Annotated in this window: 27 protein-coding genes and 1 tRNA gene; 11 read left to right on the forward strand and 17 right to left on the reverse strand. The window is 68.0% G+C overall.

Annotated elements, in window-relative coordinates; all coding sequences use genetic code 11:
• Positions 1–40: 40 nt before the first annotated feature.
• Together dqs_RS01975 and dqs_RS01980 are read right to left on the reverse strand one after the other, a co-directional pair.
• Positions 41–1,870 carry a PHA/PHB synthase family protein gene (locus dqs_RS01975; RefSeq protein ID WP_011764124.1) on the reverse strand — a complete coding sequence of 610 codons (1,830 nt, stop codon included), beginning with the start codon at positions 1,868–1,870 and terminating at the stop codon, positions 41–43.
• A gap of 40 nt (positions 1,871–1,910) precedes the next feature.
• Entirely contained in the window at positions 1,911–2,939 is a 1,029-nt protein-coding gene (locus dqs_RS01980) for an MBL fold metallo-hydrolase (RefSeq protein WP_011764125.1), read from the reverse strand.
• 141 nt (positions 2,940–3,080) lie between these two features.
• Between dqs_RS01980 and dqs_RS01985 the strand changes: the two genes are divergently transcribed.
• The 11 genes from dqs_RS01985 to dqs_RS02030 all read left to right on the forward strand — a co-directional run bounded on the left by dqs_RS01985 (position 3,081) and on the right by dqs_RS02030 (position 10,700).
• On the forward strand, positions 3,081–3,524 hold the full coding sequence (locus dqs_RS01985) for a MerR family transcriptional regulator (protein ID WP_011764126.1): 444 nt from the start codon (positions 3,081–3,083) through the stop codon (positions 3,522–3,524).
• Between the two features lie 129 nt (positions 3,525–3,653).
• A complete protein-coding gene (locus tag dqs_RS01990; RefSeq protein WP_065339516.1) occupies positions 3,654–4,121 on the forward strand; it encodes a PaaI family thioesterase in 468 nt (155 codons plus the stop codon).
• Between the two features lie 76 nt (positions 4,122–4,197).
• Positions 4,198–5,409: an acetyl-CoA C-acetyltransferase gene (locus dqs_RS01995; RefSeq protein WP_065339517.1), complete on the forward strand. Its 1,212-nt coding sequence runs from the start codon at positions 4,198–4,200 to the stop codon at positions 5,407–5,409.
• Positions 5,410–5,601: 192 nt separating this feature from the next.
• Positions 5,602–6,735 (forward strand): acyl-CoA dehydrogenase, encoded by a 1,134-nt coding sequence (locus tag dqs_RS02000; RefSeq protein ID WP_065339518.1) that lies wholly within the window; start codon positions 5,602–5,604, stop codon positions 6,733–6,735.
• Between the two features lie 137 nt (positions 6,736–6,872).
• On the forward strand, positions 6,873–7,490 hold the full coding sequence (locus tag dqs_RS02005; protein ID WP_084018163.1) for a 2-hydroxychromene-2-carboxylate isomerase: 618 nt from the start codon (positions 6,873–6,875) through the stop codon (positions 7,488–7,490).
• 50 nt (positions 7,491–7,540) lie between these two features.
• Positions 7,541–7,738 (forward strand): DUF1289 domain-containing protein, encoded by a 198-nt coding sequence (locus dqs_RS20400; RefSeq protein WP_084018165.1) that lies wholly within the window; start codon positions 7,541–7,543, stop codon positions 7,736–7,738.
• Positions 7,735–7,920 (forward strand): DUF1289 domain-containing protein, encoded by a 186-nt coding sequence (locus tag dqs_RS02010; protein ID WP_011764132.1) that lies wholly within the window; start codon positions 7,735–7,737, stop codon positions 7,918–7,920. The genes dqs_RS20400 and dqs_RS02010 overlap by 4 nt, the downstream gene beginning before the upstream one ends.
• A complete protein-coding gene (locus tag dqs_RS02015) occupies positions 7,917–8,834 on the forward strand; it encodes an MBL fold metallo-hydrolase (protein ID WP_011764133.1) in 918 nt (305 codons plus the stop codon). Before dqs_RS02010 ends, dqs_RS02015 begins: the two co-directional genes overlap by 4 nt.
• A 72-nt stretch (positions 8,835–8,906) precedes the next feature.
• Complete coding sequence (gene rapZ, locus dqs_RS02020) at positions 8,907–9,785, forward strand: RNase adapter RapZ (protein ID WP_065339519.1); 879 nt, start codon at positions 8,907–8,909, stop codon at positions 9,783–9,785.
• Positions 9,782–10,177, forward strand: coding sequence for a NusG domain II-containing protein (locus dqs_RS02025; RefSeq protein ID WP_011764135.1), 396 nt, complete (start codon positions 9,782–9,784; stop codon positions 10,175–10,177). The genes rapZ and dqs_RS02025 overlap by 4 nt, the downstream gene beginning before the upstream one ends.
• On the forward strand, positions 10,158–10,700 hold the full coding sequence (locus dqs_RS02030; RefSeq protein ID WP_011764136.1) for a Gx transporter family protein: 543 nt from the start codon (positions 10,158–10,160) through the stop codon (positions 10,698–10,700). The genes dqs_RS02025 and dqs_RS02030 overlap by 20 nt, the downstream gene beginning before the upstream one ends.
• A gap of 7 nt (positions 10,701–10,707) precedes the next feature.
• Here dqs_RS02030 and dqs_RS02035 read toward each other — a convergent pair whose 3' ends face one another.
• From dqs_RS02035 to pal, 15 genes are all read right to left on the reverse strand, one after another.
• Positions 10,708–11,805 (reverse strand): protein-glutamate methylesterase/protein-glutamine glutaminase, encoded by a 1,098-nt coding sequence (locus dqs_RS02035; protein ID WP_065339520.1) that lies wholly within the window; start codon positions 11,803–11,805, stop codon positions 10,708–10,710.
• A gap of 26 nt (positions 11,806–11,831) precedes the next feature.
• The gene (locus dqs_RS02040; RefSeq protein ID WP_065339521.1) at positions 11,832–12,656 is read right to left on the reverse strand and encodes a CheR family methyltransferase; all 825 of its coding nucleotides are present in this window, start codon (positions 12,654–12,656) and stop codon (positions 11,832–11,834) included.
• Between the two features lie 5 nt (positions 12,657–12,661).
• Positions 12,662–13,252, reverse strand: a complete 591-nt coding sequence (locus dqs_RS02045; RefSeq protein WP_065339522.1) for a chemotaxis protein CheD — start codon at positions 13,250–13,252, stop codon at positions 12,662–12,664.
• A 66-nt stretch (positions 13,253–13,318) separates the two neighbouring features.
• Positions 13,319–13,861 (reverse strand): chemotaxis protein CheW, encoded by a 543-nt coding sequence (locus tag dqs_RS02050; protein ID WP_011764140.1) that lies wholly within the window; start codon positions 13,859–13,861, stop codon positions 13,319–13,321.
• Positions 13,862–13,882: 21 nt separating this feature from the next.
• Positions 13,883–16,057: a methyl-accepting chemotaxis protein gene (locus dqs_RS02055; RefSeq protein WP_065339523.1), complete on the reverse strand. Its 2,175-nt coding sequence runs from the start codon at positions 16,055–16,057 to the stop codon at positions 13,883–13,885.
• 37 nt (positions 16,058–16,094) lie between these two features.
• A complete protein-coding gene (locus tag dqs_RS02060) occupies positions 16,095–18,290 on the reverse strand; it encodes a chemotaxis protein CheA (protein ID WP_011764143.1) in 2,196 nt (731 codons plus the stop codon).
• Positions 18,291–18,303: 13 nt separating this feature from the next.
• Positions 18,304–18,612, reverse strand: coding sequence for an STAS domain-containing protein (locus dqs_RS02065; protein ID WP_011764144.1), 309 nt, complete (start codon positions 18,610–18,612; stop codon positions 18,304–18,306).
• 2 nt (positions 18,613–18,614) lie between these two features.
• Positions 18,615–19,883: a methyl-accepting chemotaxis protein gene (locus tag dqs_RS02070; protein ID WP_011764145.1), complete on the reverse strand. Its 1,269-nt coding sequence runs from the start codon at positions 19,881–19,883 to the stop codon at positions 18,615–18,617.
• Positions 19,884–19,890: 7 nt separating this feature from the next.
• Positions 19,891–20,256 (reverse strand): response regulator, encoded by a 366-nt coding sequence (locus tag dqs_RS02075; protein WP_011764146.1) that lies wholly within the window; start codon positions 20,254–20,256, stop codon positions 19,891–19,893.
• A gap of 316 nt (positions 20,257–20,572) precedes the next feature.
• Positions 20,573–20,645: transfer RNA gene (locus dqs_RS02080), tRNA-Lys, on the reverse strand.
• Between the two features lie 60 nt (positions 20,646–20,705).
• Positions 20,706–21,797 (reverse strand): YeeE/YedE family protein, encoded by a 1,092-nt coding sequence (locus tag dqs_RS02085; RefSeq protein ID WP_065339524.1) that lies wholly within the window; start codon positions 21,795–21,797, stop codon positions 20,706–20,708.
• Between the two features lie 14 nt (positions 21,798–21,811).
• Positions 21,812–22,498: a 7-cyano-7-deazaguanine synthase QueC gene (queC, locus tag dqs_RS02090; protein ID WP_065339525.1), complete on the reverse strand. Its 687-nt coding sequence runs from the start codon at positions 22,496–22,498 to the stop codon at positions 21,812–21,814.
• 28 nt (positions 22,499–22,526) lie between these two features.
• Positions 22,527–23,189, reverse strand: a complete 663-nt coding sequence (gene queE, locus dqs_RS02095) for a 7-carboxy-7-deazaguanine synthase QueE (protein ID WP_065339526.1) — start codon at positions 23,187–23,189, stop codon at positions 22,527–22,529.
• A 10-nt stretch (positions 23,190–23,199) separates the two neighbouring features.
• The gene (gene ybgF, locus dqs_RS02100; protein WP_065339527.1) at positions 23,200–23,919 is read right to left on the reverse strand and encodes a tol-pal system protein YbgF; all 720 of its coding nucleotides are present in this window, start codon (positions 23,917–23,919) and stop codon (positions 23,200–23,202) included.
• Positions 23,919–24,437 carry a peptidoglycan-associated lipoprotein Pal gene (gene pal / locus dqs_RS02105; RefSeq protein ID WP_011764151.1) on the reverse strand — a complete coding sequence of 173 codons (519 nt, stop codon included), beginning with the start codon at positions 24,435–24,437 and terminating at the stop codon, positions 23,919–23,921. The genes ybgF and pal overlap by 1 nt, the downstream gene beginning before the upstream one ends.
• Between the last annotated feature and the right edge of the window lie 17 nt (positions 24,438–24,454).

The raw sequence follows: 24,454 nt of genomic DNA on the forward strand, positions 1-24,454 counted from the left end.
TCGTCCTTCCCCCGGGTTGAGGCTCAGGTGGGTCCTGTACTCAGGAGGCGAGTGCCTTGTGCGCGTCCAGACGGATCTTGACGAAGGAGCCGGGCGCGTCTTCCAGCGCCTTCAGCTTGCCCTTGGCCGGATCGCGCGGCGCCACCTGCTCGGTGTCGTGTGCGCTGACCCAGGCCTGCCAGTCGGTCCACCACGAACCCGGCTGTTGCTGCGCGCCTTCAAACCACGCATCCGCCGTGGCGGGCAGCTTCGCAACCGGGTTGAGCCAGTAGCCGTACTTGTTGGCCGCCGGCGGATTGACGATGCCGGCGATGTGGCCCGAGCCGCCGAGCACGAAGCGCACCGGGCCGCCGAAGTTGCGCGCGCCCATGTAGGTGCTCTTCCACGGTGCGATATGGTCTTCGATCGCCGAGATGAAATAGCACGGGACCTTGATCTTGCCGAGGTCGATCGGCACCCCGTCGATCTCGACCCCACCCGGCTGGACCAGGCGGTTTTCCATGTACATCTTGCGCAGGTAGAAGCTGTGCATCTTCGCCGGCATGCGCGTGGAATCGGAGTTCCAGTACAGCAGGTCGAACGGGAACGGATCCTTGCCCATCAGGTAGTTATTGACCACGAAGGACCAGATCAGGTCGTTGGCGCGCATCATGTTGAAGGTGCCGGCCATTTCCGAGCCTTCCAGATAGCCGCGCTCGAACATCTTCTTTTCGAGGCTGGAAACCTGGCCTTCGTCGATGAACACCCCGAGTTCGCCCGGCTCCGAGAAGTCGGTCATGGTCGTGAAGAAGGTGGCCGACGCGATGCGCTTGTCCTTCTTTGCGGCGAGGTAGGCGAGCGTGGTCGAGAGCAGTGTGCCGCCGAGGCAATAGCCGGCCGCGTTCACTTCCTTTTCGCCGGTCTGCTTCTCGATCGCGTCGAGCGCGGCGACCACGCCTTCCTTGACATAGGATTCGAAGGTCTTCTCGGCCTGGCGCTCGTCCGGGTTCACCCACGAGATCACGAACACCGTGTGGCCCTGGTCCACGCACCACTTGATGTAGGAGTTCTTCTCGCGCAGGTCGAGGATGTAGAACTTGTTGATCCACGGCGGGATGATCAGCAGCGGACGCTTGAGCACGTTCTCGGTGCTCGGCGAGTACTGGATCAGCTGCATCATGTCGGTCTGGAACACGACCTTGCCCGGCGTGGTGGCGACGTTCTTGCCCAGCTCGAAGGCCGTGGTGTCGGTCATCTTGACGCGCAGGTTGCCGCCGCCTTCTTCGACGTCGCGCAGCAGGTTGTTCAGCCCCTTCAGCAGGTTCTGGCCGTGGCTCTTGACGGTTTCGCGGAAGACTTCGGGGTTGGTCACCGCGAAGTTGGACGGCGACAGCGCGTCGATGTACTGGCGGGTGTAGAAGTTGACCTTCTTTTGCGTCTGCTCTTCCAGGCCCTCGACGCAGCACACGGTGTCGTGGATGTGGCGCGCGGCGATCAGGTACGACTGCTTGATGAAGTCGAACATGAAGTGTTCCTGCCACTCCTCGTCCTTGAAGCGCTTGTCGGACTTTTCCGGCGCGGCCACCGGCGCGGCGTTGACGCCCATGAAGCGCAGCATGGAGTGCTGCCACAGCGAGAAGTAGTCCCACACCAGGTTCATCTGCGCCTGGGCGAGCTTGTACGGGTTGGCGAGCAGCTTGGCCATCATGTCCATGAAGGCCTGGGCGATGCCAAGTTCGTCGGCAGGAGCGGAGACGCCCTTCTTCAGCTGGCGCTGCACGTGTTCGCTGATCAGGTGCGAGGCACGCTGGGCGACTTCTGCGTAGGTCCGTGCCACTTCCTTGGGGTCGGGCAGTTCGGGATGCATGTGCTGGGTCTCGGGTGCAGCCATTGGTGTTCCACTCCTCGTTCCCGCAGTCCGGGGCGGACTGCTATCTGGTTATGGTGTGTCGGATGCCCGTCTCAGGATTGCCCACCCGGCATAGCTCTCCCCGCTTCACCAGGTAGTTGAGATGGGCGATCGCCTCCCCCATGGCGAACATGACCTGATGGGTATCGAGCGCGCGTGCAAACAGGGTGCCGAGCAGGTCGGCCGCCGAGCGCGGCTGGGTACAGGCGGCGACGAGTGCGTCGCAGCGTTCGCGGTGGTGGGCGATGAGTTGCGCCACCCGCGCCCTGATGCCCTTGAAAGGTCTGCCGTGGGATGGTAGCACGAGCGTATTGTCAGGCAAGTGACTGATGCGGCGCAGCGAATCCAGGAACCAGCCGAGCGGATCGTCGTCCGGCGTGGCGGCATAGACGCTGATGTTGGTGGAGATTCGTGGCAGCAGCATGTCACCCGAAACGAGCACGCCGAGACGCTCGCAATACAGACTCACATGTTCGGGCGCGTGGCCGTAGCCGACGATGACTTCCCAGCGCTGGCCGCCGATCTCGACCTGGTCGCCATCGAAAAGACGGCTGTATTGCTGGGGAATCTCCGGGATGCCGCGGCGGTAGGCGTTGCCGCGTTCGGCGAGTGCGGACAGGCGCGCGTCGTCGAGCCCGTGGATGCGGAACTGTGCGACCATGTCGGCCACCGAATAGCCGGGCAACTGGTGCCAGACGGCCTGACCGCCGAGAAACTCTCCCAGCGACATGTGCAGCGTGGCGCCGTTGCGCTGCATCAGCCAACTGGCCAGGCCAAGGTGATCCGGATGGTGGTGGGTGACGAAAACGCGGCTCAGCGGACGCGGTTCGGCGGCCAGCACCGCCTCCCAGTTGGCCTGGATCGGCTCGAGCCCGAAACCGGTGTCGATCACGGCGACCTCGTCGCCGTCGTCCAGCAGCCACAGGTTGATGTGGTCCAGCGCGAAGGGCAAGGGCATCCGGATCCAGCGGATGCCGGGGGCGATTTCGACGGCGGTGCCCGGGGCCGGCAGGTCGGCCACCGGATATTCGATCTGCTGTTCTGTGCTCATCGGTTGGGGACGGGCGCCGGGCTCGCGGATGAGGCGGGGGCGCTGTGCTCCTTGTTTGGTTAATAATTCCCGCTGCGGCCACCCCGGTCGCAGACGGACATCGACAACAGCCGGCGACGCACCGGCGATCATTCGGCAGCCATGGCCCGCGAACAAACCTACACGATTACCGAGCTGGCACGCGAGTTCGACATCACCCCGCGGGCAATCCGCTTCTACGAGGACCAGGGTCTGCTGACCCCGGCTCGCGCCGGCCGCGCCCGCGTCTATACCCGCAGCGACCGTACCCGCCTCAAGCTCACGCTGCGCGGCAAGCGGCTCGGCTTTTCGCTCGCCGACATCAAGGAACTGCTCGACATGTACGACGGCGTGCGCAACTCGGCGCCGCAGCTCGAGCGCTTCCTCACCGGCCTTGGCGCCCGCCGCGCCGCGCTGGAGCAGCAACGGCTGGACATCGAAGCCGTCCTGCAGGAAATCGACGTGCTCGAAGACCAGTGCCGGGCGCTGCTGGGCCACAACGCGGAAGGGGCCGCGGCCGCGCGCGCCGAACTCGTCCGCCGTCTCGACAATGCCGGGACGGCTTGATTTTTTTCGCCGTTGGTTTACGTTGACGTCAACGTAATCAAAAGATTCCCCGCCGGCAAGCGGAATACCCTGCCGGCGATGACCTGCGCAGCAGGCGGGAGCCGATCTGGCGGTGGAGGAGACAAGTCGATGCGACACGAAAGCCCGCCCTTCCAGCCGCGGGACCCCGACTACGCCGCCCGCGTGCGCGCCAGCTTCGCCCAGCAGCGCGCGATGGCGCTGATCGGTGCCGAACTGGTGGCGGTGGAGCCCGGCTATACCGAAATCCATCTGCCGCACCGCGCCGAGGTGACCCAGCAGCACGGCTACATCCACGGCGGGGTGGTCGGGATGATTGCCGATTCCGCCGCCGGCTATGCCGCCAATACGCTGACCCCGGCGGAAACCAGCGTGCTGACCGTGGAATACAAGCTGAACCTGGTGGCCCCCGCGGACGGTCAACGCTTGGTGGCACGCGGCGAGGTGATCAAGCCCGGGCGCACGCTGCTGATCACGCGCGCCGAGGTGTACGCGGTGCGCGACGAGAAATGGACGCTGTGCGCCGTCATGCAGCAGACCATCATGGCGATGCACGGCAAGAAGGAACTCGCCGGCTGAGTATTCGCCGGCACCCCCGCCGCGCCCGTTCCGGCGGCGCGGCGCAAGAACCCACAGACCGCAACAGGAGAGCAGCATGTCCGATCCCGTAGTCATCGTTTCCGTCGCCCGCACGCCGATGGGCGGCTTCCAGGGCGATCTTTCCGGCCTCACCGGGCCGCAGCTCGGCGCCATCGCGATCAAGTCGGCGGTGGAGCGCGCGCGTCTTGCGCCCGAGCAGGTGCAGGAGGTGATCATGGGTTGCGTGCTGCCGGCCGGCGTCGGCCAGGCGCCGGCGCGTCAGGCAGCGCTGGGCGCCGGGCTGCCGCTGGGCGCGGGCTGCACGACGATCAACAAGGTCTGCGGGTCCGGCATGAAGGCGACGATGCTGGCCCACGACCTGCTGTTGGCGGGCACCAACGAGGTGATGGTGGCGGGCGGCATGGAGTCGATGTCGAACGCGCCGTATCTGTTGCCGAAGGCGCGCGGCGGTTATCGCCTGGGCCACGGCCAGTTGCTCGACCACATGTTCCTCGACGGGCTGGAAGACAGCTATTCGAAGGAGAACAAGGGCCGGCTGATGGGCACCTTTGCCGAGGATTGCGCCGGCCATTTCGATTTCAGCCGCAGCGCGCAGGACGCGTTCGCGGTGGCCTCCACCGAGCGCGCGCAGGCGGCGATCACCGAAGGCGCCTTCAGCTGGGAAGTGGTGCCGGTGACGGTGGCCGGGCGCAAGGGCGATGTGGTGGTCGACAAGGACGAGCAGCCGCTGAAGGCGCAGCTCGACAAGATCGGCACGCTGAAGCCGGCGTTCAAGAAGGATGGCACGGTGACCGCGGCGAATTCGTCGTCGATTTCGGATGGTGCGGCGGCGCTGGTGCTGATGCGCAAGTCGACGGCCGACAAGCTGGGGCTGGCGCCGCTGGCGACCATCGTCGGCCACGCCACCCACGCGCAGGAGCCGCAGTGGTTCACCACCGCGCCGGTGGGGGCGATGCAGAAGGTGCTGGCGAAGGCGGGCTGGGGCGTGGGCGACGTCGATCTGTGGGAGATCAACGAGGCCTTCGCGGTGGTGACGATGGCGGCGATGAAGGAACTGAACCTGCCGCACGACAAGGTCAATGTGAATGGCGGCGCGTGTGCGCTCGGCCATCCGATCGGCGCGTCCGGTGCCCGCATCCTGGTGACGCTGATCGGCGCGCTGCGCCGGCGCGGGCTGAAGCGCGGCGTGGCCAGCTTGTGCATCGGCGGCGGCGAGGCCACGGCGATGGCGATCGAACTCAACGCATCGGTGGCCTGCGGCGGTTGATCGTTCGTATGTTCCCGGCGGTTTGAGTGTTGAACCGCCGGCCGCGCCGGGTGCTTGTTCCGCGTGCTGCGGAACTCGCCCTCCGGGCTCGGACAGTCCTCGCACGCTCCACAAGCACCCGACACGTCCGGCTCGACGCGGGGGCTTGCTGAACCCTTGTTATGGAAGGCTTTGCCTTCCCACGGAAATCCCATGATTCTGACCTCCGAACAGGAACTCATCCGCGACTCCATCCGCGCCTTCGCGCAGGAGCGCCTCGCCCCCTTCGCCGCCGAATGGGACCGCAACCACACCTTTCCGCGCCAGGCGCTGAAGGAACTCGCCGAACTCGGCGCGCTCGGCATGGTGGTGCCGGAAGAATGGGGCGGCGCCGGCATGGACTACATGAGCCTGGTGCTGGCGCTCGAAGAGATCGCCGCCGGCGATGGCGCCACCTCCACCATCGTCAGCGTGCAGAACTCGCTCGCCTGCGGCATCCCGGCCAAGTACGGCACCGATGCGCAGAAGGAGCGCTGGCTCAAGCCGCTGGCGCGCGGCGAGATGCTGGGCTGCTTCTGCCTGACCGAGCCGCACGTCGGCTCCGACGCCTCGGCGCTGCGGACTACCGCGGTGCGCGACGGTGACGACTGGGTGCTCAACGGCGTCAAGCAGTTCATCACCACCGGGCGCGAGGCCGATGTCGCCATCGTGTTCGCGGTCACCGACAAGGCGGCCGGCAAGAAGGGGATTTCCTGCTTCATCGTGCCGACCGCGACGCCCGGCTACATCGTCGCCCGCATCGAGGAGAAGATGGGCCAGAAGGCCTCCGACACCGCGCAGATCCTGTTCGAGAACTGTCGCGTGCCGGCCGACGCGCTGCTCGGTGCGGAAGGCGACGGCTACCGCATCGCGCTCTCCAACCTCGAAGCCGGCCGCATCGGCATCGCCTCGCAGTGCCTGGGCATGGCGCGCGCCGCGCTCGAGGCCGCGGTGAAATACGCGCAGGAGCGCGAGACCTTCGGCAAGCCCATCTTCGAACACCAGGCGGTGAACTTCCGCCTCGCCGACATGGCGACGCAACTGGAGGCCGCGCGCCAGCTGGTGTGGCACGCCGCCAGCCTGAAGGACGCCGGCCGGCCCTGCCTGAAGGAGGCGTCGATGGCCAAGCTGTTCGCCTCCGAGATGGCGGAGAAGGTGTGCTCGGATGCGATCCAGATCCACGGCGGTTACGGCTACGTCAGCGACTTTCCGGTCGAGCGCATCTACCGCGACGTGCGGGTGTGCCAGATCTACGAGGGCGCTTCCGATATCCAGAAGCTGGTGATTGGGCGCGCGCTGGCGCAGTAGTCTTTCGCGATCCTGCGGACGGGTCGCGGCGGTTTTCCCGCTTTCCCTCCCCCGTTCGACCGCCGCGCCCGCGGGATCTTTTTTACATCGCCTTGCGCTGCGCCCCCGGGCGTGGTGCTGGCCTCGGAGGCCGCCGCGTGACACTGCCGAAGACGATCGACTTCTGGTTCGATTTCTCCTCGCCCTACGGCTATTTCATGAGCGAGAAGATCGACGCCGTCGCGCGCCACCACGGCCGTGACGTGCACTGGCGGCCCTTCCTGCTCGGTGTGGTCTACAAGGAGATCGGGTCGCGGCCGCTCACTGAGGTGCCGCTGAAAGGCGAGTACACCCGGCGCGACCTGCTACGGACTGCGCGTTTCCTCGATCTGCCGTTCGCGCTGCCGTCGCCGTTTCCAGTGGCAACCCAGCATGCGGCGCGCTGCTTCTACTGGCTGCAGGCGGACGATGAGGCGCTCGCGCGGCGTTTCGCCCACGCGGCCTACCGCGCCTATTTCATCGAGGGGCGTGACATCTCGCAGCAGGCGGAGGTGGTGTCGATCGCCGCCGCGCTGGGGGCGGACGGCGCGGCGCTGGGCGCTGCCCTGGGCGACGCGGCGGTGAAGGAGCGTCTGCGCGCCGCGTCGGCGGAGGCGATCGCCGCCGGCGTTTTCGGTTCGCCCTATGTCATCATCGACGGCGAACCGTTCTGGGGCGTGGACCGTCTGCCGCAGATCGAAGCCTGGCTCGCGGAACGTTCCGCCGCGGGCCGCTGACCAAAGCGCTGTCAGCGCCAGATAACGATATTCGCCTCCCGACCCCCGACATGAGCCCCGTCTCCCCTTGCATCAACGTCTGTCGCATGGATGCCGCCACCGGCTGGTGCGAAGGCTGCCTGCGCACGCTGGACGAGATCGCCCGCTGGGGCCGCGCCAGCGACGACGACAAGCGCCGCATCCTGGCCGCGGTTGCCGAACGCCGCGCGACCGCCGCCGTTCCCCACCCGCGTGAGGCCGCCGCATGAGTAGCGATGCGCTCTGCGTCGGCGTCTGCATGATCGACTGGGACGCCGGCATCTGCCTCGGCTGCGGCCGCACGCCGGAAGAAATCGAGGGCGTGCCGGTGCCGTCGCCGGCCGAGACGATGCCCGAGGCGGTGCCGCTGCCACCCAACGTCGCCGCCCAGGTCGGCGAAGGCAGCGATTGAGCGCGCCGCGTCTGCCCGCCAGCGTGCAGGTGTTCGAGCGCGGCTGGCTGTCGGCAAACAATGTGGTGCTGGACGATGGCGGCGAGGTCACGCTGATCGACTCCGGCTACGTCACCCACGCCGCGCAGACGCTCGCGCTGGTGGCCGGCGCGCTCGGCGGCCGGCGGCTGGCGCAGTTGATCAACACCCACTCGCATTCGGACCACATCGGCGGCAACGCCGCCGTGCAGCGCGCGTTCGGTGGCCGCATCGTGGTGCCGGCCGGCATGGCGGACGCGGTTGAACGCTGGGACGAGGATGCGCTGCTGCTGCGCACCGCCGACCAGCGCGGCGAGCGTTTCGCCCACGACGCGGTGCTCACCGCGGGCGACCGCTTCATCGCCGGCGGGCTGGAATGGCAGGCGCTCCCCGCCGCAGGCCACGACATGGACGCGCTCGCGTTCTACAACGCGGAACGCCGCATCCTGGTGTCGGGCGATGCGCTGTGGCGCGACGGCTTCGGCATCCTGTTCGCCGACGTGCTCGGCCGCGGCGATGCCCTCGGCGCGGCGCGCGAAACGCTCGAAGCCTTCGGCCGGCTTGCGGTCGACGTGGTGATTCCGGGGCACGGCGCACCCTTCGCCGACGTCGATGGCGCGCTCGAACGCGCCTTTGCGCGCCTTGCCGCGTTCGAGGCCGACGGCGCCCGGATGGCGCGCAACGCGATCCGCGCCTGCATCACCTTCCGCCTGCTCGAACACCGGCGCCTCGCGCTCGACGACCTCGCCGCCCATCTCGACGCCACCCCGCTGTACCGCAGCGCGAACGCGCGCTTCCTCGGTCTGGAGGCGCAGGCGCTCGCCGACTGGCTGGTGGCCGAACTGCTGCGCGCCGGCGTGGCGCGGCGTGAAGGTGAAACGCTGGTACCGGCCTGAGCCCGCGTGGCGGACTGCCCGCGACGGTGCGCTCGCGCTATAGTTGGTAACACTTCTCGTTAGCGCGCAGCCATGCAGATCGTACTCATCAGCGGCCTTTCCGGGTCGGGCAAGAGCATCGCCCTCCACGTGCTGGAGGACGCCGGCTACTACGTCGTCGACAACCTGCCTTCGGCCCTGCTGCTGCAGCTGGTGCTGCACCTGCGCGGGGCCGGCTATCAGCGCGTCGCGGTGGCGGTGGACATGCGTTCCGGCAGCAGCATCGCCGCGCTGCCGGAGCAGGTGGAGTCGCTGCGCGGCATGGTGGACGACCTGCGCTTCATCTTCCTCGAGGCGCGCGACGACACCTTGATCGCGCGCTTCTCCGAAACCCGCCGCCGTCATCCGCTCGCCGACGAGAACGTGTCGCTCGACGAGGCGATCCAGCGCGAGCGCGACGCGCTCGCCAGCGTGGCCGAACTCGGTCACCGCATGGACACCAGCGACATCCACGCCAACACGCTGCGCGCCTGGATCAAGGATTTCATCGGCGCCGCCGCCAGCGAAGGGCTGACGCTGATGTTCCAGTCCTTCGGCTTCAAGTACGGCATCCCGCTCGACGCCGACCTGGTATTCGACGTGCGCTGCCTGCCCAATCCGTACTACGACCCGCTGCTGCGGCCGCTCACCGGGCGCGACCAGGGCGTCATCGACTACCTCGAGAAAGTGCCGGAAGTCGGGCGCATGGCCGAGGACATCCGCCGCTTCGTCGCCGACTGGCTGCCGGCCTACATGCGCGACAACCGCAGCTATCTCACCGTGGCGATCGGCTGTACCGGGGGCCAGCACCGTTCGGTGTACATGGCGGAATGGCTCGCGCGCCGCTTCGCGGACCGCGTGCGCGTGATCGTGCGCCACCGTTCCGCGGCGCGGCGGGTGCAGGATGCACCGCCGGCTGCGTCCGGCAAGTGAGACTGGCGGGCGACGCGCGCGCCTGGCTGGCGCTGTTGCGTCCGGGCGACGTGCTGGTGGCCGCGCTCGGACTGCTGGCCTGCGCCGGCTCGGTGGTGGCGCTGTGGCGCGGCGGCGCGCCCGATGGGGCGGTGATCCGCGCCGGCGGCAAGGTGTTTGCCGAGGTGGACCTGCGCCAGCCGCGCATCATCGACGTGCCGGGCCCGATCGGCACCACCCGGATCGAGATCGCCCCCGGCCGGGCGCGCGTTGCGGCCGATCCCGGCCCGCGCCAGTACTGCGTGCGCCAGGGCTGGCTGTCGCGCGCCGGGGCGGTGGCGATCTGCGCGCCCAATGAAGTCAGCCTCGCCCTCACCGGGCGGGGGGCGGACTATGACTCCCTCAACTATTGAGCTGGTGCCGAGCGCGGAGGACCGCCGCGTGGCGCGCCACGCCGCCGCCGCCATCGTGCTGACCGTGGCCGAGGCGGCGATCCCGCTGCCGCTGCCGGGTGTCAAACCGGGGCTCGCCAACATCGTCACGCTGATCGTGCTGGCGCGCTGGGGCTGGCGCGAGGCGGTTTGGGTGGCGCTGCTTCGGGTGGGGGCGGGCAGCCTGCTGCTCGGGCAGTTCCTCGCGCCGGGCTTCTTCCTGAGCCTGTCGGGGGCGTTGGCGAGCCTGCTGACGCTGGGGGTGGCGATGCATTTGCCGCGGCGCTGGTTCGGCCCGGTCAGCCAGAGCATCCTCGCCGCCTTCGCCCACATCGGCGCCCAACTGGTGGTGGCGCGGCTGTGGCTGGTGCCGCACGACGGCGTGTTCTACCTGACTCCAGTGTTTGCCGCCGCGGCGGTGGTGTTCGGCACCATCAACGGTCTGGTGGCGGCGCGTTTGCTTACTGAACTGAACGCCGCCGACAGCACCCGCTCCGCGGCCTGAACCCGCTTCAGCCGCGCGCCGACTGCAGGATGGCAGCGGGGATGCGGTCGAGCGGCAGGATCTCGTCGACGCCGCCGAGCCGGATCGCTTCCTTCGGCATGCCGAACACCACGCAAGTGGATTCGTCCTCCGCCACCGTGCGCGCGCCGGCCTCGCGCATTTCCTTCAGGCCGCGCGCGCCGTCGTCGCCCATGCCGGTCATGATCACGCCGAGGGCGTTGCGGCCGGCGAACTTGGCGCAGGAGCGGAACAGCACATCCACCGACGGGCGATGGCGGTTCACCAGCGGGCCATCGACCACTTCCACCGTGTATTGGGCGCCGCTGCGCGCCAGCATCATGTGCTTGCCGCCGGGTGCGATCAGCGCCCGCCCGGGTATCACTCGGTCGCCATGGCGCGCCTCGCGCACCTCGATCTTGCACAGGCCGTTGAGGCGTTCGGCGAACATCGCGGTGAAGCGCTCCGGCATGTGCTGCACGATGACGATGCCCGGGGAGACCGCCGGCAGCCGGGTCAGCACCGCTTCCAGGGCCTGGGTGCCGCCGGTGGAGGTGCCGATGGCGACGATGCGGTCGGTGGTGCCGTACATGCCGGCGCCCTGGTGCGCGCTGGCCGGTGCGATCACCGCGTCGGCCGAAAGCTTGGGGCGCACGTCGGCCGCCACCGCGGCGGGCGAGACCGCGCGGCCGAGCGCACGCACGTTGGCGCGCGCCGCGGCCTTGATTGCCTGCACGATGTCGTTGGAGGAGTCCTCGAGAAAGTTCTTCAGCCCCATCTTGGGCTTGGTGATGATCGCCACCGCGCCCGCCGACAGCGCCTCCATGGTCACCTGCGCGCCCTTTTCGGCGAGCGAGGAGCAGATGATCACCGGCGTCGGCCGCTCGGCCATGATGCGCTTGAGGAAGGTGAGGCCGTCCATGCGCGGCATCTCGATGTCGACCACCAGCACGTCGGGCGCGAGGCTGTTCAGCTTGGCGAGCGCGAACACCGGGTCCTGCGCGGTGCCGATGACCTCGATCCCCGGGTCGCGGCTGATCGCCTGGCTGACCACTTGGCGCACCAGCGCGGAGTCGTCGACGATCATCACCTTGATCTTGTTGCTCATGGGCGGCTCGCGTTCGGGTTATGCGTTCAGCTTGATTGGACGGAGGCCCGTTTATACAGCGTGGGACGCAGCGAGGCCAGTTCATCGGTAACGCCGTGCAGCGTTTCGGAGTGGCCGACGATGAAGCGGCCGTCCTGCTTGAGGTGCGGCAGCATGTTGGCGATCACCCGCGCCTTGGTCTCGGTGTCGAAGTAGATCATGACGTTGCGCAGGAAGATCACGTCGAAATGGCCGAGGTTGGGTGCATCCAGCGCCACCAGGTTGAGCTGGCGGAAGTCGATCCGTTCGCGCAGCTCCGGGCAGATCAGGAAGTTGCCCTGTTGCTCGCGCACCCCCTTCAGGCAGTACTTTTTCAGCAGCGGCTGCGGAATGCCTTCGGCGCGCTCCAGCGGGTACAGGCCCGCGCGGGCGCGCTCCAGCACGGTCATGCTGATGTCGGAGGCGACGATCTCCCACGATGTCGACAGCCCCAGCGTCTCGGCCAGCACCAGCGCCATCGTATAGGGCTCCTCGCCCGACGAGCAGGCACCGCTCCAGATGCGGAACGGCGCGCCGCCCTTGCGGCTCGCGGCGAACTCGCGCAGGAACTCGAAATGCGCCGGCTCGCGGAAGAAATAGGTTTCGTTGGTGGTCAGCAGGTCCACCATGGTCTGCAACTCGTCCGGGTGCGTGCCGCTCGCCAGCAGCCGGTAGTAGTCGCCGAAGCTCGCAAGGTCGTAGTGGCGCAGCCGCTTGCCGAGGCGGCCGACCATCAGCACCTTCTTGGCATCCGACATGCTGATGCCGGCCAGGCGGTAGATGAGGCGCTGGAACAGCGCGAATTCGCGGTCGGTGATTCCGGGGTTGTCCATGGCCGTCAGAACAGTTCGATGTTGCCCTTGGGCGGCTTGCGCTGCAGCGAGGCGGCGTAGTCGGCTTCCTCGCGCGCGATCTGCTCCACCGTGGTCATCGTCGTCGGCATGCGCTTGCACCACGCGGTGCCGGTCGCGGGTATGAACAGCAGCTTGCGCGACCACGGGCCGAGGAAGTCTTCCGCCTGCAGCGAGATACCCTCGCGCGTCAGCCACTCGCGGGCGAATGCGGCGTTGCGCTCGCCGATGCCGGCGTTGGTCATGCCGTGGATGATGGTGCCGCCGCCAAAGGCCTTGGCCTGGACGCGATGGCGCACCGCGCCCTGGTTGAGGAGGCCGTTCAGCAGCGCCTCCATCGCATAGTCGCCCGACAGCAGCATGTCGTCGTCGGCGTGGTGGTCGTTGCGGCGGATGTTGGGCAGCATGAAGTGGTTCATGCCGCCCACCCGGCTGACCGGGTCGAACATGCACACGGCCACGCAGGAGCCGAGCAGGGTGGAGATCGGGCGCTGGCGGTCCACCGCCCATTCGCCGGGGCCGATGTTGCGCGCCAGACGTTCGACTTCCTGCGGCGAGAGTTGGTCCCAATCAGTCACGGTACGGGTGGGGCAGCTGCAGGCGCCGGCCCTGCGGGAGGGCGCGGCGCGCGGGTGAAGGCGGGGTCAGGCGGCGCTGGTCGCGCCGTCCTCGTCGCCCATGCGGGTGAGCATTGCGATCTCTTCGGTGGAGAGCACGCGCTCGACGTTGAGGATGATGACGAAGCGGCCATCCACCTTGCCCATGCCCTGGATGAAGTCGGCGCGGATCTTGGCGCCGAAGGCGGGCGGCGGTTCGATGTCGGCACGCGGGATTTCCAGCACTTCGTTGACCGCATCGACGATCACGCCGAGGTCCTGCTTGCCGTCCTCGCCGTCGATCTCGACGATGACGATGCAGGTGCGGCGCGAGATGGTGGAGTTCTTGCCGCCGAAGCGCGCCGAGAGGTCGATCACCGGCACCACCGCGCCGCGCAGGTTGATCACGCCGCGAATGAAGGACGGCATCATCGGGATCTCGGTCACGTTGCCGAACTCGATGATCTCCTTGACGTTGAGGATGCCGAGCGCGAACACCTCGCCGCCGAGGCTGAAGGTGAGGTATTGCTGCGGCCCGTCGTCCTGCGGGCTGCCGGACTTGCGTTGGCCGCTGGCCACAATCTGGTTCATGGTCTGCGCTCCCGGCGTGGATCAGAATCGTTCGAAGTCGGCTTCGGAGAAGCTTACCGGCTTCCGGCTGGCACGGGGCGCGGGCGTCGCCGCGGCGCGCGCCGGCGCTTTCCTGGCGGAGGCGGTGGCGATCACCGCCGCGGCCCCGGCGCCGTCGCCGACGCTGAAGAAGCCCATGAGCTGCTGGAGCTGTCCGGCCTGTCCGCCCAGTTCTTCGGCGGTGGCGGCGAGTTCTTCGGAGGCGGAGGCGTTCTGCTGGGTGGCCTTGTTGAGCTGGCCCATGGCGTGGTTGATCTGGACGACGCCGGCCGACTGCTCCTGACTGGCCGAGGCGATTTCCTGGACGAGGTCGGAGGTCTTGCGGATCGAAGGCACCATCTCGCCCAGCAGCGCGCCGGCGCGCTCGGCGAGGGTGACCGAATTGCCGGCGAGCTGGCCGATCTCCTGGGCGGCGACCTGGCTGCGCTCGGCGAGCTTGCGCACCTCGGCGGCGACGACGGCGAAGCCCTTGCCGTGCTCGCCGGCACGGGCGGCCTCGATGGCGGCGTTGAGCGCGAGCAGGTTGGTCTGGTAGGCGATGTCGTCGATGATGCCGATCTTGCCGGCGATGTTCTTCATCGCCTCGACGGTGTTGCGCACCGCCTCGCCGCCCTCGGCCGCCTCGGTGGCGGACTTGGTGGCCATGCCGTCGGTGACCTTGGCGTTCTCGGAGTTCTGGTTGATGGAGGCGGCGGCCTCCTCGATGGTGGAGGACACCTCCTCGACCGAGGCGGCCTGCTCGGACGAAGCCTGCGACAGGCTCTGCGCGGTGGCCGAGACCTGGGCGGCGGCGTTCGAGAGCGCGTCGGCGGCGCCGCGCACCTGCTCGATGATCTCGCCGAGCTTGTCGAGCGAGCCATTGACCGCGTCCTGCAGCACGCGGAAGTCGCCCGCGTACTCGGCGTGGATCTTCTGGGTGAGGTCGCCCTGCGAGAGCGCGATCATCACGCGCTTGACCTCGTTGATCGGGTCGATCACCGCATCGAGGGTGTGATTCACGCCCTCGACGATCTTGCGGTAGTCGCCCTGGTGGCGGCTGGCATCGGCGCGGGTCTCGAGACGCCCCTCGACGGCGGCCTGGGCGAGCATGGCGGCATCGGCCACCAGCGCGTTGATCGCGTCGATGGCGGTGTTGAGGTTGTTCTTGATGGCGTTGAAGTCGCCGTTGTAGCTGTCGGCGATCTTCGGCGGGATGGCGCCCTTGGCGATGCGGTCGACGTAGTCGGCCGCCACGTTCAGCGGCCCGATCACCGCGTCCAGCGTACCGTTCACGCCTTCCACGATGCGGCGGAAGTCGCCCTGGTGGCGGGCGGCGTCGGCGCGCGTGGCGAGGCGGCCTTCCACCGCCGCGGTGGCGAGCACGGCAGCGTCGTCGATCATGGTGCGCACGCTGGCCTGCACGCTGGCGACTGCGCGCACGACTTCGCCGACCTCGTCCCTGGCGGTGGATTCGAGCACGAACTTGAAGTCGCCGGCGGCCATCTTGCGCGCTGCGCCCAGCACCTCGTCGATCGGGCGGGTGATCGAGCGGGTGACGAAGACCGCGAACCCGAGCGCGAGCAGCACCGCGGCCACCGCGAGCGCGCCGATCAGCGTCTCTGTGCTGTTGGCCAGCGCGCTGGCGTCCTGACCGAAATCGGTCATCCGCTTGGCCTGGAAGTCGATCATTTCGTTGACGTTGGCGATGTAGGCGGCCTGTGTGCTGCGCACGCTGGTGATCAGCATGTCCACTGCCTGGTCGCGCTGGCCGGCCTTCAGCAGCGCCATGTACTTGTCCTGTTCGGCGCCGGTGGTGGCGCGGCTTTCCAGGACTTTCTGCAGGAGGCGCTTGCCTTCCGGCAGCACGATGATGCGATCCAGCGTGGCGAAGTCGGCGGCGGTGTTGCGGCGCGCCTCGGCGATGCGCTCGAACTCGGCGTTGACCGCTTCGGGGTTCTTCACCAGTGCCGCGTTGCGCAGGGCGATCGCCGAGATATTGACGTTGTCGATGATCCGGTTGGCAATCACGGTTTTGGGATAGGCGTCGTCGACCACCTGCCGGATGGCCTGGTCGAGCGCGCCCAGCCGCAGCATCGCGATTCCGGCGATGACGATCAGCAGCAGCACCGTGACGCCGAAGCCGAGACCGAGACGGATGCCGATTTTCAGGTTCTTCATTGTTGCCTCCAAGCAACCGGTGCTGGGGTAGGTGGGTTCAGTCGAGTGAGGCGGCGAGTGCGCGCGGCGGCTGCATGCCGTGCGCCTCGCGGTTGGCGCAGCGCTGGACCAGCGCCTGCACGTCGAGGATCAGTGCGACCTCGCCGCTGCCGAGGATGGTGGAGCCGCCGATGCCCTTGATGTGGCGGAAGATCGCGCCGAGCGGCTTGATGACGGTCTGGAATTCGCCCATCAGCTGGTCGACCACGATGCCGGCCTTGACGCCGGCGTACTGCACGACGACGACGTTCTGCCGCGGCGGCGCTTCGCCCGCGACCTCGAACATCTCGCGCAGCCGCACGAAGGGCAGCACCTCGCCGCGCAGGTTGATGTAGTCGCGCTCGCCGGCGTCCTGGTTGAGTTCGATGCACTCGACTACGGTGTCGAGCGGAATCACGTAGGCCGCGCGGCCCACGCCGACTAGGAAGCCGTCGATGATGGCCAGCGTCAGCGGCAGGCGGATCGCGAAGCGCGAGCCCTGGCCTTCGACCGAGCTGACCTCGACGGTGCCGCGCAGGCTCTGGATGTTGCGGCGGACCACGTCCATGCCCACGCCGCGCCCGGACAGATTGCTGACCTGGGCGGCAGTGGAGAAGCCAGCCTCGAAGATCAGGTTGTAGATTTCGGCGTCGGAAAGCTGCTGGCCCGCCTGCACCAGTCCGCGCTCGACAGCCTTGGCGACGATGCGCTCGCGCTTGAGGCCGCCGCCATCGTCGGCGACCTCGATGATGATGCTGCCGGAGTCGTGATAGGCGTTGAGTTCCAGCCGGCCGCGCGCGGGCTTGCCGTTGGCGACGCGCACCTCGGGGGCCTCGATGCCGTGGTCCATCGCGTTGCGCACCAGGTGCATCAGCGGATCGCCGATCTTCTCCACCATCGACTTGTCGAGTTCGGTCTCGCCGCCGGAAATCGCCAGCTCGATGTCCTTGCCGAGTTCCTTGGAAACGTCGCGCACCACGCGGTTGAAGCGGTTGAAGGTCTCGCCGATCTGCACCATGCGCAGCTGCAGCGCGGCATCGCGGATGCTCTCGACCAGGCGCCCGGTCAGCGAGGTGGCCTCGACCAGTTCGGACAGGCCGCTCTTGCCCGCCAGCAGGTTGACGCTGGCACCGGCGATGACGAGTTCGCCGACGAGGTCGATCAGCTTGTCGAGCTTGTCGGCCTGGATACGGATCAGGCGCGCCTCGGCGGCCTTCTTGTCACTGACCTGCTTCTGCTTGACGACTGCGGCTTCCACCAGTTCGGGCTGCACCACGTGCTGCTCGACGAGGATCTCGCCGATCGGCGCGGTGATCTCTTCGGCGGCACCGTCCTCGTGCGGTGGATGCTGGGTGCGCAGCCCGTCATCGAGTTCGGCCTGGGTCAGCGCGCCGACGCGGACGAGGATTTCGCCCAGCCGCATGTTGTCCTCGGGCAGCGCCTTGATCATCTCGAGGTAGTCGTGCAGCCGGCTGTGCGGCGGCAGGATGTGCAGCGTGCAGTCGTCGCGGACGAAGTCGAACACGCGCTCGATCGCGGCCTTGTCGGCGCTGGAGGCGAAGCTGATCTCGAAGCCGAGATAGCAGTTCTCGGCGTCCATCTCGTCGGCCGGCGGCATTGCGTCGGCCAGGGTTTCGATCCGCACGATGGTGCCGAGCGTGGCGAGGTAGCGCAGGAAGGACAGCGGGTCCATGCCGTTCTTCAGCACGTCGGGGCCGAAGCGCAGCGAGATGTGCCAGCAGTCGGTATCGACCACGCCGCCGCCGCTCACTTCCACCGCCGCGGCCGGGGCCGGGGCGGGATGCGGGCTCGCGCCGTGGGCGCCGCCGTCCAGCCAGTCGCGCTGCAGGCGTGCGAGCAGCGCATCGCCTTCGGCGGCAAGGTCGGCATCGGGCGCGCTGGCACCCGCTTCGAGCACGCCGAGCAGGTTGCCGATGTGGTCGCCGCAGGCCAGCAGCAGCGCGGCGAGGTCGCCGTTGAGCTTGATTTCGCCGTTGCGCAGCTTGTCGAGCACGTTTTCGACCACGTGGGTGAAGGCGACGATGAAGTCGCATTCCACCACCCCGGCGCCGCCCTTGATGGTGTGCGCCGAGCGGAACACCGCGTTCAGGGTGTCGCTGTCGTCAGGTGCGTCCTCGAGCTGCAGCAGCGCGGCTTCCAGCGCGGCGAGCTGCTCGCGGCTCTCGGTGACGAAGACGGAGATGATTTCGTCCATGGGGTCTGCCGGCTCAGGCCTCGGGCGCGGGCATCAGCATCGGATCGCCGAATTCCGCCGCCATGTTGAAGAAGTCCACCACTTCGCGCACCGCGGCGCTGTGGGCGACGATGCGGGCGCGCTTGCCCAGCCGCTGCGCTTCGCGCTTGACCAGGATCAGCAGCTGGAAACCGGCGGTGTCGATCTCGGCCACCGCCGACAGGTCGATCTGCAATTCGTCGGCCTGGGCGAGCGCGGCGACCAGTTGCTGCTTCTGTTCCGCGGCGTGGTAGATCGTCATGTCTTCGACGATCGCCAGCGGGGCCGTGGCGGGAGTGCTCATGATCAGAACAGTTCGATCTTGGGGCCGCCGCCGCCGACGTCGTCGGCCTGCTGCAGCGCGTTGTGGTGGGTGTGGCGCTGCTGGTCCATCACGTAGCGCGAGTAGATTTCTTCGAGATGTTCGGACAGCGGGGTGTAGCGGAAGTCGGCGTTCTCGCTCTGCTCCAGGCGGTCGGCCAGCACACCGAGGTGGCCGTCCAGCCGGCGCAGCGAGTCCGCGGTGTGTTCGAGCTGCTGGCGGGTGACGTCCTGGAACTGCACGCTCGCGAGCGCCGCCATGAACATCTCGGCCAGCTGCTGGCTGCTGTCGCGCACGGTGCTCATGACCTTGCCCTGGTGGTCGAGGATGCTCTCGTAGCTGTGGCCGAGCGCACCCAGCTGGTCGGCGAACTGGCCGAGCGCGGCCTGTTCGCGGTCGAGGTTGATCGAGGACAGCTTTTCCTGCAGCTGGGTCTCGATGGTGTTGGCGACGCCGAGGATGCCCTGGTTGATCGCCAGCACTGCCTTCTCGGTCTCGGCCGACAGCTTGCGCACCTCGTCGGCGACCACCGCGAAGCCGCGCCCGGCTTCGCCCGCGCGCGCGGCTTCGATCGCCGCGTTGAGCGCGAGCAGGTTGGTCTGCGCGGCAATGTCCTTGATCAGCCGGGTCAGCGATTCGAGCGAGCGCGCTTCATGTACCACCTGCGCGACGCGCTCCTGGTCCTGGCGCGCTTCCTGGATGCGGTAGTCGATGTACTGCCGCATCTCCGCGATCAGCTTCTGGTTGCCGGCGATCCGTTCCTCGGAGTCGTGCGCCATCTGGTCCGATTCGGACGAGCTTTCGACCACGAAGGTGTTGAGGTGGCTGACCACGCCGTCGATCGACTGCAGGCGCTCGGTGATGTCGTAGGCGGCCTTCTCGGTCTGCTGCACCACGCTGTCGAGCTGGCGGCGCAGCACGTCGTTGTAGGTGGGCACCGCGCGCAGCTCGTGCGCCACTTCGTCGCCCACCGCAGCGACGTTGTGGGAGGCGTCGCGCATCTGCTCCTGCGACGAGGTGAGGCCGTACATGTGGTCGCGGAAGAACGCGAGCGACACTACGCGCTGGCCGAAGTAGGCCACCGTGACGATCAGCATCGAACCGACGGCGTCGCCTACCGGCTGGGCCAGTCCCAGCGCCGGCAGGAAGCTGCCGTGGAACCAGTCGTTGAGGAAGAAGACCGCGATTCCCGCCAGCACTGCGACCGTGGCGAAAACGACCAGCGAACGTTGCAGGAGCGTATTGAAGGGCATGTTCGCCTCAGCGAATGACCAGTTTGATGGTGTTGAGCAGTTCGTCGGCCGAGGCGGGCTTCACGATCCAGCCGGAGGCGCCGGCGGCCTTGGCCTCGGCCTTCTTCGACTGCTGCGATTCGGTGGTGAGGAACAGGATCGGCATGAAGCGGTAGTTCGGCAGCTTGCGCACTTCCTTGATGAAGTCGATGCCGTTCATGCCCGGCATGTTGAGGTCGGTGATCAGCAGGTCGACCTTCACGCCGGACTGGAACTTCGACAGCGCCTCGGCGGCGTTGCCCGCTTTCTCCACGCCGTAGCCGGCCTTGGAGAGGATGTTGGAGATGGACAGCAGGATGGTGGCCGAATCATCGACCAGGAAGATCGTCTTCATTTTTGCGTGGAGCCAGGCAGGTTTGGGGGGATGTGCGGCGTCTGCAGCAGGGGCCGTCACCTCACCTTCATATCACTTAACGACTAGAGATAGAAGCAACTTTAGCGCGTTGAAAGCGCGAAGCCCCTGCGATTAAAGGGGGAATTTGCCCGCTGTTGTGCGAACGGGAGGTCGCGGGTGAAAGCCGCTCTGGCGCGAAGGCGGATGCTGGCGGCGTGCGGCACGGAAGACGTTGCCGCAGATACACCGGGGCGGAGCGGATGAAAGCGGGGAACAGCGCGGCGCAGGCAGTGCATGGGAAGCAGGGCGCCGCGAGTGGGTCGGGAGGGACTCGAACCCTCGACCAACGGATTAAAAGTCCGCTGCTCTACCGACTGAGCTACCGACCCGGCGGAGAGCCCGCGACTATAGGGAAGCTTGCTGTTGCCGTCAATAGAGGGATGTTCCGCTCAGCTGCGTTGCAGGTGCCACAGCTGCAGCCGGAGGGTGGCGGTTGCGCCCGCGATGATGGCCGCGGTGGTGATCAGGGCGCCGAGCGACAGCGTGGACAGGCCGCCCACCCCCTGGCCGATGCTGCAACCGAGCGCGGTGACGCCGCCGAAGCCCATCAGCAAGCCGCCGGCAACGTGGCGCAGCAGGTCGGCTGGGTCGGCGAAGCTCTCCAGCCGCAGGCTGCGGGTGGCTAGTCGATACAGCAGCGCACCGGCAATGACGCCGCCCAGCGTGGCGACGCTGAAACTCAGCACGCGCGAGCGATCGGTCCACAGCAGCAGCAGGTCGAGCGTGTAGGCGTGGGGGGCGACGAAGGATAGCGATTCGGCCCGTCCGCTGCTGGTCGCGATGAAGGATTCCTCCAGCGTCTGCGGGTCTTCGGCCACGTAGCCGAGGTGGCCGGTGACATACCACGCTGCCACGCACAGCAGGCCGACGCCGGCGCCGCTCCACAGGATATCGGCGCGCCGCGCGCCCGCTGGCGCCAGGCTGGCGATGAGCAGGGCCAGACCCGCCACCAGTCCCACCAGGGCGCCGGACGGGAGGTCGGCGGCGGCGAGAAAGGCGGGGAGCGTCTGGGCATGGTCCAGCACGAGCACGTGTGGATCGAGCCAGCTGCTGCGCCAGGCCGCGAACAGGCCGCGCAGCGTCATCGAGGCGCCGATCGCGAGGAAGGTCGCGACGACCAGGGCCTTCAGGCTGCCGCCGCCGAGCCGCACCAGGGTCTTGCCGGCGCAGCCGGAAGCGAGCGTCATCCCGGCGCCGAAGCACAGCCCGCCCACCGCGTGCGACAGCCACGGCACGCGCGCGCCGGCGTAAAGGCTGTGCGCGGGGTCGAAGAGGCCGGCGGCCTGCAGCAGGGCGGTGCCGAGCATCGCGGTGGCGATCGCCGCCAGCCACATCCGCATCCGGCTCCAGTCGCCGAACGCGACAATGTCGGCGACGGCGCCCATGGTGCAGAAGTGGGTGCGGCTGGAGAGCGCGCCGAAGCCGCCACCGAGCATGAAGCCGAGGGCGAGGATGGCCGGGGCCGGGAGCGCCGCCTCCATGACGCCGGGCGGGATCAGCGCGCCTGGTAGCGCGTGGGATCGGCGATGCCGGCCGCGGCGAAGCCCTCGCGGCGCAGCCGGCAGGCGTCGCAGCGGCCGCAGGCGCGGCCGTCGTCGTCGGCCTGGTAGCACGACACCGTGAGGCCGTAATCCACCCCGAGCGCCACCCCGCGACGGATGATGTCGGCCTTCGACAGGTCGATCAGCGGCGCGTGGATCGTGGTCGGATGGCCCTCGACGCCCGCCTTGGTGGCGAGGTTGGCCATGGTCTCGAAGGCCTGGATGAAGGCCGGGCGGCAATCCGGATAGCCGGAATAATCCACCGCGTTGACGCCGACGAAGATGTGGCGCGCGCCCAGCACTTCGGCCCACGCGAGCGCCATCGACAGCATCACGGTGTTGCGCGCCGGTACATAAGTGACCGGAATTCCGCCGGGCGCGGCATCTTCGGGCACGGCGATCGCCGGATCGGTCAGCGCCGAGCCGCCGAACTCGCCGAGGCTGACGCTGGCAACGCGATGTTCGCGGGCGCCGAGCGCGTGGGCGACGCGCCGCGAGGCCGCGAGTTCCGCGGCGTGGCGCTGGCCGTAGGCGACCGACAGGGCATAGGTTTCCAGCCCCATGTCGCGGGCGATGGCGAGGCAGGTCGCCGAGTCGAGTCCGCCCGACAGCAGGACGACGGCGCGCGGGAGATCGGTCATGGCAGTTCCGGAGCAGGCTGGCGCACGGTCAGCGGCCGCGCGCGTCGTTCCACAGTATCTTGTGCAACTGTAGTTGAAAGCGGACCGGCAGGCGGTCGCGGACGATCCAATCGGCGAGCTGCGCCGGGTCCAGCGTGCCGGCGACCGGTGACAGCAGCACCGGACAGCGCGCGGCGAGGTCGTGGTCCGCGATCATCGCGCGCGCCCAGTCGTAATCGGCTTGGTCGGCGAGCACGATCTTGAGTTCGTCGCTTGCCCGCAGCAGCGGGATGTTCTCCAGCCGGTTGCGCGCCACCTCGGCCGAGCCGGGTGCTTTCAGGTCCATCACGCGCGAAACGCGGGGGTCGACCCCACCGATATCGAGCGCGCCACTGGTTTCCAGCGACACCGAGTAGCCGGCATCGCACAGTGCCGTAAGCAGCGCGAGACAGTACTTCTGCGCCAGCGGCTCGCCGCCGGTGACGCAGACGTGCCGCAGTCCGAGCGCGGCGACATCGTCCAGGACGTCGCTCAGCGCGCGCGCTTCGCCGCCGGTGAAGGCGTAGGCGGTATCGCACCAGCTGCAGCGCAGCGGGCAGCCGGTGAGGCGGACGAAGGTGGTCGGCAGGCCGACGCGGGTCGATTCGCCCTGGATGGAGGCGAAGATTTCCGTCAGCCGCAGCTTCACCGGCTGGCGGACTACTTCGGTCATGGCGGCTTCCTCAGCGCTTGCCGAGACGTTGCTTGGCCGCCTGCGCGGCGTTGCTGCTCGGGTAGCGTTCCACCAGCGACTGCAGCGTGCGCTGGGCGGTCTTGGCGTCGCCCATGGCCTGCTGGCTGTTGGCGAGGCCGAGCATCGCATCCGGCGCGGCACTGTCGTTGGGCCACTTGCCCAGCACGGCATTGAAATGCGTGGTCGCGGACGCGACTTCCTTGGCCTGCAGCGCCGCGTTGCCGGCCCAGAAATGGGCGCTGGGCGCAAAGCTGCCCGCCGGATGCTTGGCGAGGAAGGCTTCGAACGCGGTCAGCGCATCGCGGTGCTTGCCGCCCTTGAGCAGGTTCAGCGCGGCTTCGTATTCGGTGGATTCGGCAACCGGATCGGCGGCAGGGGCTGCGCTTTCGGCCGCCACCGGCGCGGTCTCGAGCTTGCGCAGGCGGTTGTCGAGGTCGACGTAGAAGTCGCGCTGGCGTTGCTTGAGCGATTCGACTTCGTTCATCAGCACTTCGATCTGGCCGCGCAGGCGGGCGACTTCACCGCGCAACTGCTCGTTCTGGTTGGCGAGGTCGAGCTGGCTGCCCTGGCTGGCGTTGATGCGGTTTTCCAGATCCTGTCGCATCTCGTAGATTTGGCGGCGCGCTTCGTTGTCGTCGAACAGGCCCGCGTGGGCGGGCCCGGCCGAAGACAGTGCGAGAAGCGCCGCCAGCGGCAGGAGGCGCTTCATCAGAACTCGCCCGAGTACAGCATGTCGCCGCGGCGGTTCTGGGCAAAGCAGGCTTCCGAGCTTTCGGTGCAGCGCGGCTTTTCTTCGCCGAGGCTGACGGACTCGATCTGCGCTTCCTTGGCGCCCAGCAGCAGCAGGGCCTGCTTGACGGCGTCGGCGCGCTTCTGGCCCAGCGCCAGGTTGTATTCGCGGCTGCCGCGCTCGTCGGCGTTGCCCTGGACCAGCATCTTCATCTGCGGGTTCTGGGCGAGGAAGCGGCCGTGGGCTTCGACCAGCGGCTTGGCGTCGGCCTTGATCACATAGCTGTCGAAGTCGAAGAACACATTGCGCTTGGACAGGATGTTGTTCGGGTCGGTCAGCGCGGCGATGCCGGAGCCGGACGGGGTGTTGGCGGTCACGGTGGCCACGCCGGCGCCGGAGCGGTCGGTGACGGCAGCGCCGGAGGTCGCTTCGGGACCGGTGCTGGAGCACGCAGCCAGAACGGCGGACAGCAGAGCGGGCAGGACAAGCTTCTTCATGGATGTTTCTCCAAGTC

Origin of the sequence: Azoarcus olearius (genome assembly GCF_001682385.1) — a bacterium.
Lineage (GTDB): Bacteria > Pseudomonadota > Gammaproteobacteria > Burkholderiales > Rhodocyclaceae > Azoarcus > Azoarcus olearius.

Coding starts and splice junctions, on each gene's coding strand:
- dqs_RS01975 (WP_011764124.1), bottom strand. CDS start 1,870: ATGGCTGCACCCGAGACCCAGCACATGCATCCCGAACTGCCCGACCCC.
- dqs_RS01980 (WP_011764125.1), bottom strand. CDS start 2,939: ATGAGCACAGAACAGCAGATCGAATATCCGGTGGCCGACCTGCCGGCC.
- dqs_RS01985 (WP_011764126.1), top strand. CDS start 3,081: ATGGCCCGCGAACAAACCTACACGATTACCGAGCTGGCACGCGAGTTC.
- dqs_RS01990 (WP_065339516.1), top strand. CDS start 3,654: ATGCGACACGAAAGCCCGCCCTTCCAGCCGCGGGACCCCGACTACGCC.
- dqs_RS01995 (WP_065339517.1), top strand. CDS start 4,198: ATGTCCGATCCCGTAGTCATCGTTTCCGTCGCCCGCACGCCGATGGGC.
- dqs_RS02000 (WP_065339518.1), top strand. CDS start 5,602: ATGATTCTGACCTCCGAACAGGAACTCATCCGCGACTCCATCCGCGCC.
- dqs_RS20400 (WP_084018165.1), top strand. CDS start 7,541: ATGAGCCCCGTCTCCCCTTGCATCAACGTCTGTCGCATGGATGCCGCC.
- dqs_RS02010 (WP_011764132.1), top strand. CDS start 7,735: ATGAGTAGCGATGCGCTCTGCGTCGGCGTCTGCATGATCGACTGGGAC.
- rapZ (WP_065339519.1), top strand. CDS start 8,907: ATGCAGATCGTACTCATCAGCGGCCTTTCCGGGTCGGGCAAGAGCATC.
- dqs_RS02030 (WP_011764136.1), top strand. CDS start 10,158: ATGACTCCCTCAACTATTGAGCTGGTGCCGAGCGCGGAGGACCGCCGC.
- dqs_RS02035 (WP_065339520.1), bottom strand. CDS start 11,805: ATGAGCAACAAGATCAAGGTGATGATCGTCGACGACTCCGCGCTGGTG.
- dqs_RS02040 (WP_065339521.1), bottom strand. CDS start 12,656: ATGGACAACCCCGGAATCACCGACCGCGAATTCGCGCTGTTCCAGCGC.
- dqs_RS02050 (WP_011764140.1), bottom strand. CDS start 13,861: ATGAACCAGATTGTGGCCAGCGGCCAACGCAAGTCCGGCAGCCCGCAG.
- dqs_RS02055 (WP_065339523.1), bottom strand. CDS start 16,057: ATGAAGAACCTGAAAATCGGCATCCGTCTCGGTCTCGGCTTCGGCGTC.
- dqs_RS02060 (WP_011764143.1), bottom strand. CDS start 18,290: ATGGACGAAATCATCTCCGTCTTCGTCACCGAGAGCCGCGAGCAGCTC.
- dqs_RS02065 (WP_011764144.1), bottom strand. CDS start 18,612: ATGAGCACTCCCGCCACGGCCCCGCTGGCGATCGTCGAAGACATGACG.
- dqs_RS02070 (WP_011764145.1), bottom strand. CDS start 19,883: ATGCCCTTCAATACGCTCCTGCAACGTTCGCTGGTCGTTTTCGCCACG.
- dqs_RS02075 (WP_011764146.1), bottom strand. CDS start 20,256: ATGAAGACGATCTTCCTGGTCGATGATTCGGCCACCATCCTGCTGTCC.
- dqs_RS02085 (WP_065339524.1), bottom strand. CDS start 21,797: ATGGAGGCGGCGCTCCCGGCCCCGGCCATCCTCGCCCTCGGCTTCATG.
- queC (WP_065339525.1), bottom strand. CDS start 22,498: ATGACCGATCTCCCGCGCGCCGTCGTCCTGCTGTCGGGCGGACTCGAC.
- queE (WP_065339526.1), bottom strand. CDS start 23,189: ATGACCGAAGTAGTCCGCCAGCCGGTGAAGCTGCGGCTGACGGAAATC.
- ybgF (WP_065339527.1), bottom strand. CDS start 23,919: ATGAAGCGCCTCCTGCCGCTGGCGGCGCTTCTCGCACTGTCTTCGGCC.
- pal (WP_011764151.1), bottom strand. CDS start 24,437: ATGAAGAAGCTTGTCCTGCCCGCTCTGCTGTCCGCCGTTCTGGCTGCG.